Genomic DNA, 6,205 nt, shown 5'->3' on the forward strand with positions numbered 1-6,205 from the left:
GCCCGGGGCGGCGGCGCCGGGGCCCGGTCCGCGAGCGGACCGGGCCCCGGGTTGCCGCCACGTGTCGCTACCCCTTCTCGGAGTCTGGCCGCTCCGCCTCCGCCGAGGCGAAGACGACGAACACCAGGACACTGAGCGCCCCGCCGACCACGACCGCCCCGCCCGCGGCGGGGAGGACGTCGTCGGGTCCGTCCGCCGCCAGCCACTCGGCCAGGGCGAACCCCAGCACGGTGGCGACGGCGAGCGAACCGAGGGCGATCACCAGGACCAGGGCGAACAACCGGCCGTCGGTCCAGGGACCCGGCCGGGCGCGCGCCAGCCGCGCGGCCACCGAACCGGCGGTGAGCCGGCCGACCCAGGCGACCTCGGACGCGGCCCCGGCGATCGGACCCCACACCGGCCTGGTCCGCGCGCGGAGCAGGTCGGCGTGGTGGTCCACCCAGAGGCGGCAGTAGCGGGCCCACCCCACACGGAGCGGCTGTCGGTGGTCCAATGGCTGTCGATACGAAACCAGCATTGTCACACTCCCGGCTGCCAATAGCCTCGGGAGGGTCCGTACCCGGCCGCCAACGCCGCGAACGCCGCAGAGCAAGGGAAACAGGCATGTATCCCTTAAGGGGCATTGATCACGAAATGACGGTCCGATCGACCGGTCGGCAGCCCCAAACACCGTAAATGCCGGTAGCGTCACCGGTATGGACGAAACACCTGCACCGGTCACCCGGTCCGAGGAGGAGTGGCGGCGCGTCCTCGACCCCGAGTCCTACGCCGTGCTGCGCCAAGGCGCCACCGAGCGCGCGTGGACCGGCGAGTACGTCTCCACCACCACCGCCGGGGTGTACCGCTGCCGCGCCTGCGGGACCGAACTGTTCCGCTCCACCGAGAAGTTCGAGTCCCACTGCGGCTGGCCCAGCTTCTTCGACCCCGCCCGCAGCGACGCCGTGACCCTGCACGAGGACCGCTCGCTGGGCATGGTGCGCACCGAGGTCCGCTGCGCCGCCTGCGACTCCCACCTGGGCCACGTCTTCCACGGCGAGGGCTACGACACGCCCACCGACGACCGCTACTGCATCAACTCGATCGCGCTCACGCTGGAGCCCGACGACAACGTGCAATAGCATCCTCCTTCACGGATTCACCCGGCCGGTGCTTGAGCGTTCTCCGGCCGTTACGATCGTGTCCTCTCCGCGCCCCCCGCCCGGCGGGGTCCGCGCCGCAGCAGGTCCTTTACCGCCGACTGAAAGCAGCCGATGCCGCTCCACGACGCACCGACCCCGGTCCCCGCCGCACGCGGCCGACTCCCCCTGGCCCGGGGGTCGGCCCCCTGGCTGCTCCCGGCCCTCGCCCTGGCCGGCGCGACCGTCCTGGTGCGGCGCGCCCGGCCGCTGGCGGTACCGGCCGGCCTGCTCGCCGCGGGCATGGTGTGGTTCTTCCGCGACCCCGAGCGCGGCCCCGCCCAGGGCCGCCTCATCAGCGCGGCCGACGGCGTCGTGCAGAGCATCGACCCCCAGCCCGACGGCCGCACGCGCGTGGCCGTCTTCATGAACCCCCTCAACGTGCACGTCAACCGCGCACCGCTGGACGGGGTGGTCAGGCGGGTCGAGCACCGGCCCGGCGGCTTCCGACCCGCATTCGACAAGGACAGCGAGCTGAATGAGCGCGTCATCTGGACCCTCGACACCGCGATCGGTGAGGTCACGGTCATCCAAATCGCCGGCGCGATGGTCCGGCGTATCGTCCCGTATCTCACCGAAGGCCAGGCCGTGGAGCAGGGACAGAGGATCGGCCTCATCCGGTTCGGCTCGCGTGTCGACGTCTATCTTCCGGCCGGCATCGCCCCGGCGGTGGCGGTCGGACAGCGCGTCTGGGCCGGCCAGACCCGCCTCGACCGCGACTGAGGACCCGGCCGCCGGCTCAAGCTCCTCGGCTGCGCCGGCCGGCGCAGCCGAGGACGCGCCCCGGCTGCGGCTGGCCCTGGCCGACTACCTGACCCTGGGCAACGCCCTGTGCGGGTTCATGGCCGTGTGGCAGTTGGCCGCCGCCCAGTCGGCGCACGTGGCGGCCGGCGGCGAGGGCCCGCTGGAGCGCGGGGCCGTCGCCGCGGCCGTGGCCCTGCTGCTGGTGGCCGCCGGGTGCGACCTATTCGACGGCCGGGTGGCGCGCCGCCTGGGCGGCAGCGGGATGGGCGCCGAACTGGACAACCTCGCCGACGTCATCAGCTTCGGGTTCGCCCCGGCGTTCTTCGTGGTGGCCTGGGGGACGCTGGCGGGCGACGGCGGTGTGCTGCACCGCGCCGTGGCGCTGGCCGCCGCGGCGGCGGTCCTGCTGGCGGTGGTGGTGCGCCTGGCCCGGTTCTCCTGCCAGGCGCCCGACAGCAGCACCTTCACCGGGCTGCCCAGCCCCTTCGGCGCCATGGCGGTGATCACCGTGGTGCTGCTGGACCCGCCGGTCTACGCCGGCGCGGCGGCCGTGGCGGTGGTGGCCTGGCTGATGGTCAGCCGGGTGGCCTACCCCAAGCCGCGCGGCCGGCTCGCCTACGCCGTGCTGGGCTGGATCGTCGTCAGCGCGGGGTGCCTGACCGCGTGGGCGCTGGACGCCCCCGGCGGCGGCCTGCTCCTCTACTCCGGCGGCGGCCTGCTGCTGTGCCTGGTGCTGGCGGTGCCGGTCCACCTGGTGGCCGCACGGCGGCACACCCCGGCGCCGGCCCCGGCCAAGAGCCCCTGAGCGGCGCCCAGCCCGCCGCTGCCGTGCCCCCGCCCGCGCGGGCGGGGGCCCGCCAGTCCCCGCCGGACCGGGGCCGGAGGGGCGGGCAGGTCCCCCGGTCCGGGGGGCCCCGCCGGGCCGCCCGGGGAGATCAGGGCCTCAGGCCAGCGACTCCACCAGCTCCACCGCGCTCTTGCGGCGGCCGGTGTAGAAGGGGACCTCCAGGCGGGTGTGCCGCCGCGCCTCGGCGGCGCGCAGGTGGCGCATCAGGTCGACGATGCGGTGCAGTTCGTCGCCCTCGAAGGCCAGCAGCCACTCGTAGTCGCTGAGCGCGAAGGTCGAGACGGTGTTGGCGCGCACGTCGGGGTAGGGCGCGGCCATGCGGCCGTGCTCGGCCAGCATCGCGCGGCGCTCCTCGTCGGGCAGCAGGTACCACTCGTAGGAGCGCACGAACGGGTACACGCACAGGTGGTCGCGCGGCTCCTCGCCGGCCAGGAACGCCGGCACGTGGCCCCGGTTGAACTCCGCGGGCCGGTGCAGGCCCACCACCGACCACACCGGGGTGCTGGCGCGGCCCAGGCGGGTGCGGCGGAAGGACGCGTACATGTCCTGCACGGCCTCGGAGGTCTCCCCGATCCACCAGAACATCATGTCGGCGTCGGCGCGGAAGCCCTGCACGTCGTAGCAGCCGCGCGTGGTCACGCCCTTGTCGGCGCCGCCGTCGAACAGCGCGGCGACCTCCTCGCCCAGCGCGGCGCGGTCGGCGTCGGCCAGGTCCCCGGCCTTGAACACCGACCACATGGTGTAGCGGATCAGGGAGTTGAGGTCCTGCTCGCCCGCGCCGCCGGCCGGGTCCTGCTGCTGGCTGTGGTGCTGCCCCGTTGTCACGGAAGGCTCCTTGTCTCGTCGGTGTGGTCGTGGGTGGTGGGCGCGCCGGGCAGGGCCGCGGCGAGGTCGGCGGCGGCGCGGGTGGCGCCCGCGACGCAGGCCGGAATGCCCACGCCGTCGTAGGCCGCGCCGCACAGGGCGAGGCCGGGGTGGGCGGCCACGGCGGCGCGGACGCGGGCCACGCGCTCGGTGTGGCCGACGTCGTACTGCGGCAGCCCGCCGCCCCAGCGGGTCACCCGGGTCTGGGCGGGCGCGCCCGCGACGCCGCTGACGCGGGCGAGGTCGGCCGCCGCCAGGGCGGCCAGGTCGTCGTCGGGGCGCTGGAGCAGGGCGGTCTCGCCGGCGCGGCCGATCGAGCAGCGCACCACCACCCACTCCTCGCCGGGGTGGGCCGCGCGCAGCTCCTCGGCCAGCCACGGCCACTTCACGCTGCTGAAGGTGGCCGCCTTGATCGCCAGCCCCTCGCGGGAGGACACCAGGAACCCGCTCTGGCGGGGCGGGTCGGCAAACGCGGCGGCGGGGTAGGCCAGGGTGGCGATGGCCATGCTCGCGTACTCGATCCCGGCCAGGTCGCGCGCGGCGTCAGGGGCGAGGTCGCCCAGCAGGCGGGCGGCGGCCGGTGCGGGGCAGGCCAGCACCACGCCGTCGGCGGCGACCTCGCGGGGCGCCTGGCGCGGTGCGTCGGGCGCGGCGGCGCCCACGGCCAGCCGCCAGCCGCCGGGGGTGCGGGTTAGCGCCCGGACGGTGGCCGAGGTCTGGACGTCGGCGCCGCACCGGCGGGCGAGTTCGTCGACCAGCACGGACACCCCGCCGCGCAGCGACGCGAACACCGGCCGGGGGCCGGGGGCGCGTTCGCGCTCGCGGCGCTGGCGGGCCGCCGCGCGGCCCACCGCGCGCAGCAGGGAGCGCTCGGCGCGGGCGGCCTCGGCGATCTGCGGCAGGGTGGCCGCCAGCGACAGCCGCTCGGCGCGCCCGGCGTAGACCCCGCCGAGCATGGGCTCCACCAGGCGGTCGACCACCTCGCGGCCCATGCGGGCGCCGATGTGGCCGGCCACCGACACGTCGCCGCGCGGCGGCGTGGGCGGCAGCAGCAGGTCCAAGCCGGCGCGCAGGGTGCCCAGGGGCGAGAGCACGCCGCTGCGGGCGAGGCCGGCGAGGTCGCCGGGCACGCCCATGACCTGGACGGCGGGGAAGGGCCGCAGCCGGCCCCGGCTGTAGATGCTCGCCGCGACCGGCGCGGGGTGCACCAGGCGGTCGGCGAGCCCGAGTTCGGTGATGAGGTCGAGGGCCTCGGGCCGGCGCGCCAGCACCGACTCCGCGCCGGCGTCGACCGGCACCCCGGCCACCGGCGAGGCGTGCAGCTTGCCGCCCACCCGGGGCGCCGCCTCCAGCACGGTGACCCGGAACCCGGAGCGGGTGAGCCGGTGGGCGGCGGTCAGGCCGGACACCCCGGCCCCCACCACGACGACGTGGGGTTGGCGCTGCATACCCCCAGCTTTCCAGATACCCGGGGCGGGCGCGCACGGGGTCGCCGCCGGGGGCGCGGGCGCCGCGCGCCGCCCCGCGCCCCCGCTGCCGTGACCAACCCGCAACGCGCGCCGCGCAACGCCGGGGCGGCCCGGCGCGTCGTAGCGGCATGTCGGACACACGCGCCCGTGCCCGCGCGCGCCGCCCCCTCCTCCGGGGCGCGGCGGCCGCGCCGATCCTGCTGCTCGCTCTCGTGGCCGGGTGCTCGGCCACCTCCTCCTCCGGCGGCGCCGACGCCTCGCGCGAGGCGCCCGAACCCGGTGTGGCGCAGGAGGCGCCGCCCGAGGCCCAGGCGCCCGGCGGCGGCGAGGCCGCCGACGGCTCGGCCGGGCTGTCCGGCGACGTCCCCCTGGCCGACCGCGACCTGGTGTACACCGCCGACCTGCGGGTGGAGGTCGACGACGTCGACGCGGCGGCCGAGCGCGCCGGGGAGTGGGTGGCCGACGCCGGCGGCTACGTCTCGGCCGAGAGCGTGCACGCCGACGAGGGCGACGCCCCTTACGCGTCGCTGACGCTCCAGGTGCCCCAGGACCGCTACGAGGACGCCTTGGACGAGCTGGCCGCCCTGGGCAGCCAGTCCAGCCTGGACCGGCGGGTGGCGGACGTCACCGAGGAGGTCGCCGACGTCGACAGCCGGGTGGAGTCGGCCGAGGCGTCGCTGGACCGGCTGCGCGACCTGCTGGCGGACGCCGAGACGGTCGAGGAGGTGCTGGCCGTGGAGGCGGAGATCAGCACCCGCCAGCAGGAGCTGGAGTCGCTCCAGGCGCGCCAGGAGGCACTGGCCGAGCAGGTGGCCTACAGCACGGTGAACCTGGAGCTGATGCCGCCGGAGACCTACGTGGCCGACCCCGACGACGACACCATCGGGTTCCTGGGCGGCCTGGAGCGCGGGTGGCGGGCACTGGTGGGGCTGGGCGGCGCGCTGGCGGTGGCGGCGGGCTGGCTGCTGCCGTTCGCGGTGCTCGCGGCGCTGGTGGGCGTGCCGGCTTGGCTGCTGTGGCGCCGGCGGCGCGGCGCGCGGCCCGCGCGCGGCGGCGGTGCCGCGCCGAAGGCGGCCGGGGGCGCCGAGGCGGGGCCGGGCGCCGGC

The 6,205-nt window shown here is 76.7% G+C and carries 7 protein-coding genes; 4 read left to right on the top strand and 3 right to left on the bottom strand.

The window, feature by feature from the left end; translation table 11 throughout:
- Positions 1 to 67: 67 nt before the first annotated feature.
- A complete protein-coding gene (locus LG943_RS23230) occupies positions 68 to 493 on the bottom strand; it encodes a hypothetical protein (protein ID WP_270074483.1) in 426 nt (141 codons plus the stop codon).
- 202 nt (positions 494 to 695) lie between these two features.
- On the opposite strand from LG943_RS23230, the gene msrB reads away from it, so the two are divergent.
- From msrB to LG943_RS23245, 3 genes are all read left to right on the top strand, one after another.
- Positions 696 to 1,118 (top strand): peptide-methionine (R)-S-oxide reductase MsrB, encoded by a 423-nt coding sequence (gene msrB, locus LG943_RS23235; protein ID WP_270074484.1) that lies wholly within the window; start codon positions 696 to 698, stop codon positions 1,116 to 1,118.
- Positions 1,119 to 1,250: 132 nt separating this feature from the next.
- Positions 1,251 to 1,898, top strand: coding sequence for a phosphatidylserine decarboxylase (locus tag LG943_RS23240; RefSeq protein ID WP_270074485.1), 648 nt, complete (start codon positions 1,251 to 1,253; stop codon positions 1,896 to 1,898).
- 64 nt (positions 1,899 to 1,962) lie between these two features.
- Positions 1,963 to 2,724, top strand: a complete 762-nt coding sequence (locus LG943_RS23245) for a CDP-alcohol phosphatidyltransferase family protein (protein ID WP_270074489.1) — start codon at positions 1,963 to 1,965, stop codon at positions 2,722 to 2,724.
- Positions 2,725 to 2,862: 138 nt separating this feature from the next.
- Here the strand turns inward: LG943_RS23245 and hemQ are convergent, their stop codons facing one another.
- Together hemQ and hemG are read right to left on the bottom strand one after the other, a co-directional pair.
- Complete coding sequence (hemQ, locus tag LG943_RS23250; RefSeq protein ID WP_270074486.1) at positions 2,863 to 3,591, bottom strand: hydrogen peroxide-dependent heme synthase; 729 nt, start codon at positions 3,589 to 3,591, stop codon at positions 2,863 to 2,865.
- On the bottom strand, positions 3,588 to 5,078 hold the full coding sequence (gene hemG, locus LG943_RS23255; RefSeq protein ID WP_270074487.1) for a protoporphyrinogen oxidase: 1,491 nt from the start codon (positions 5,076 to 5,078) through the stop codon (positions 3,588 to 3,590). The genes hemQ and hemG overlap by 4 nt, the downstream gene beginning before the upstream one ends.
- A 149-nt stretch (positions 5,079 to 5,227) precedes the next feature.
- Between hemG and LG943_RS23260 the strand changes: the two genes are divergently transcribed.
- The coding region (locus tag LG943_RS23260) for a DUF4349 domain-containing protein (RefSeq protein WP_270074488.1) at positions 5,228 to 6,205 on the top strand (978 nt) is incomplete at its 3' end.

Origin of the sequence: Streptomonospora mangrovi (assembly GCF_027604915.1) — a bacterium.
GTDB classification, from domain to species: Bacteria; Actinomycetota; Actinomycetes; order Streptosporangiales; family Streptosporangiaceae; genus Streptomonospora; species Streptomonospora mangrovi.

Coding starts and splice junctions, on each gene's coding strand:
- hemG (WP_270074487.1), bottom strand. CDS start 5,078: ATGCAGCGCCAACCCCACGTCGTCGTGGTGGGGGCCGGGGTGTCCGGC.
- msrB (WP_270074484.1), top strand. CDS start 696: ATGGACGAAACACCTGCACCGGTCACCCGGTCCGAGGAGGAGTGGCGG.
- LG943_RS23240 (WP_270074485.1), top strand. CDS start 1,251: ATGCCGCTCCACGACGCACCGACCCCGGTCCCCGCCGCACGCGGCCGA.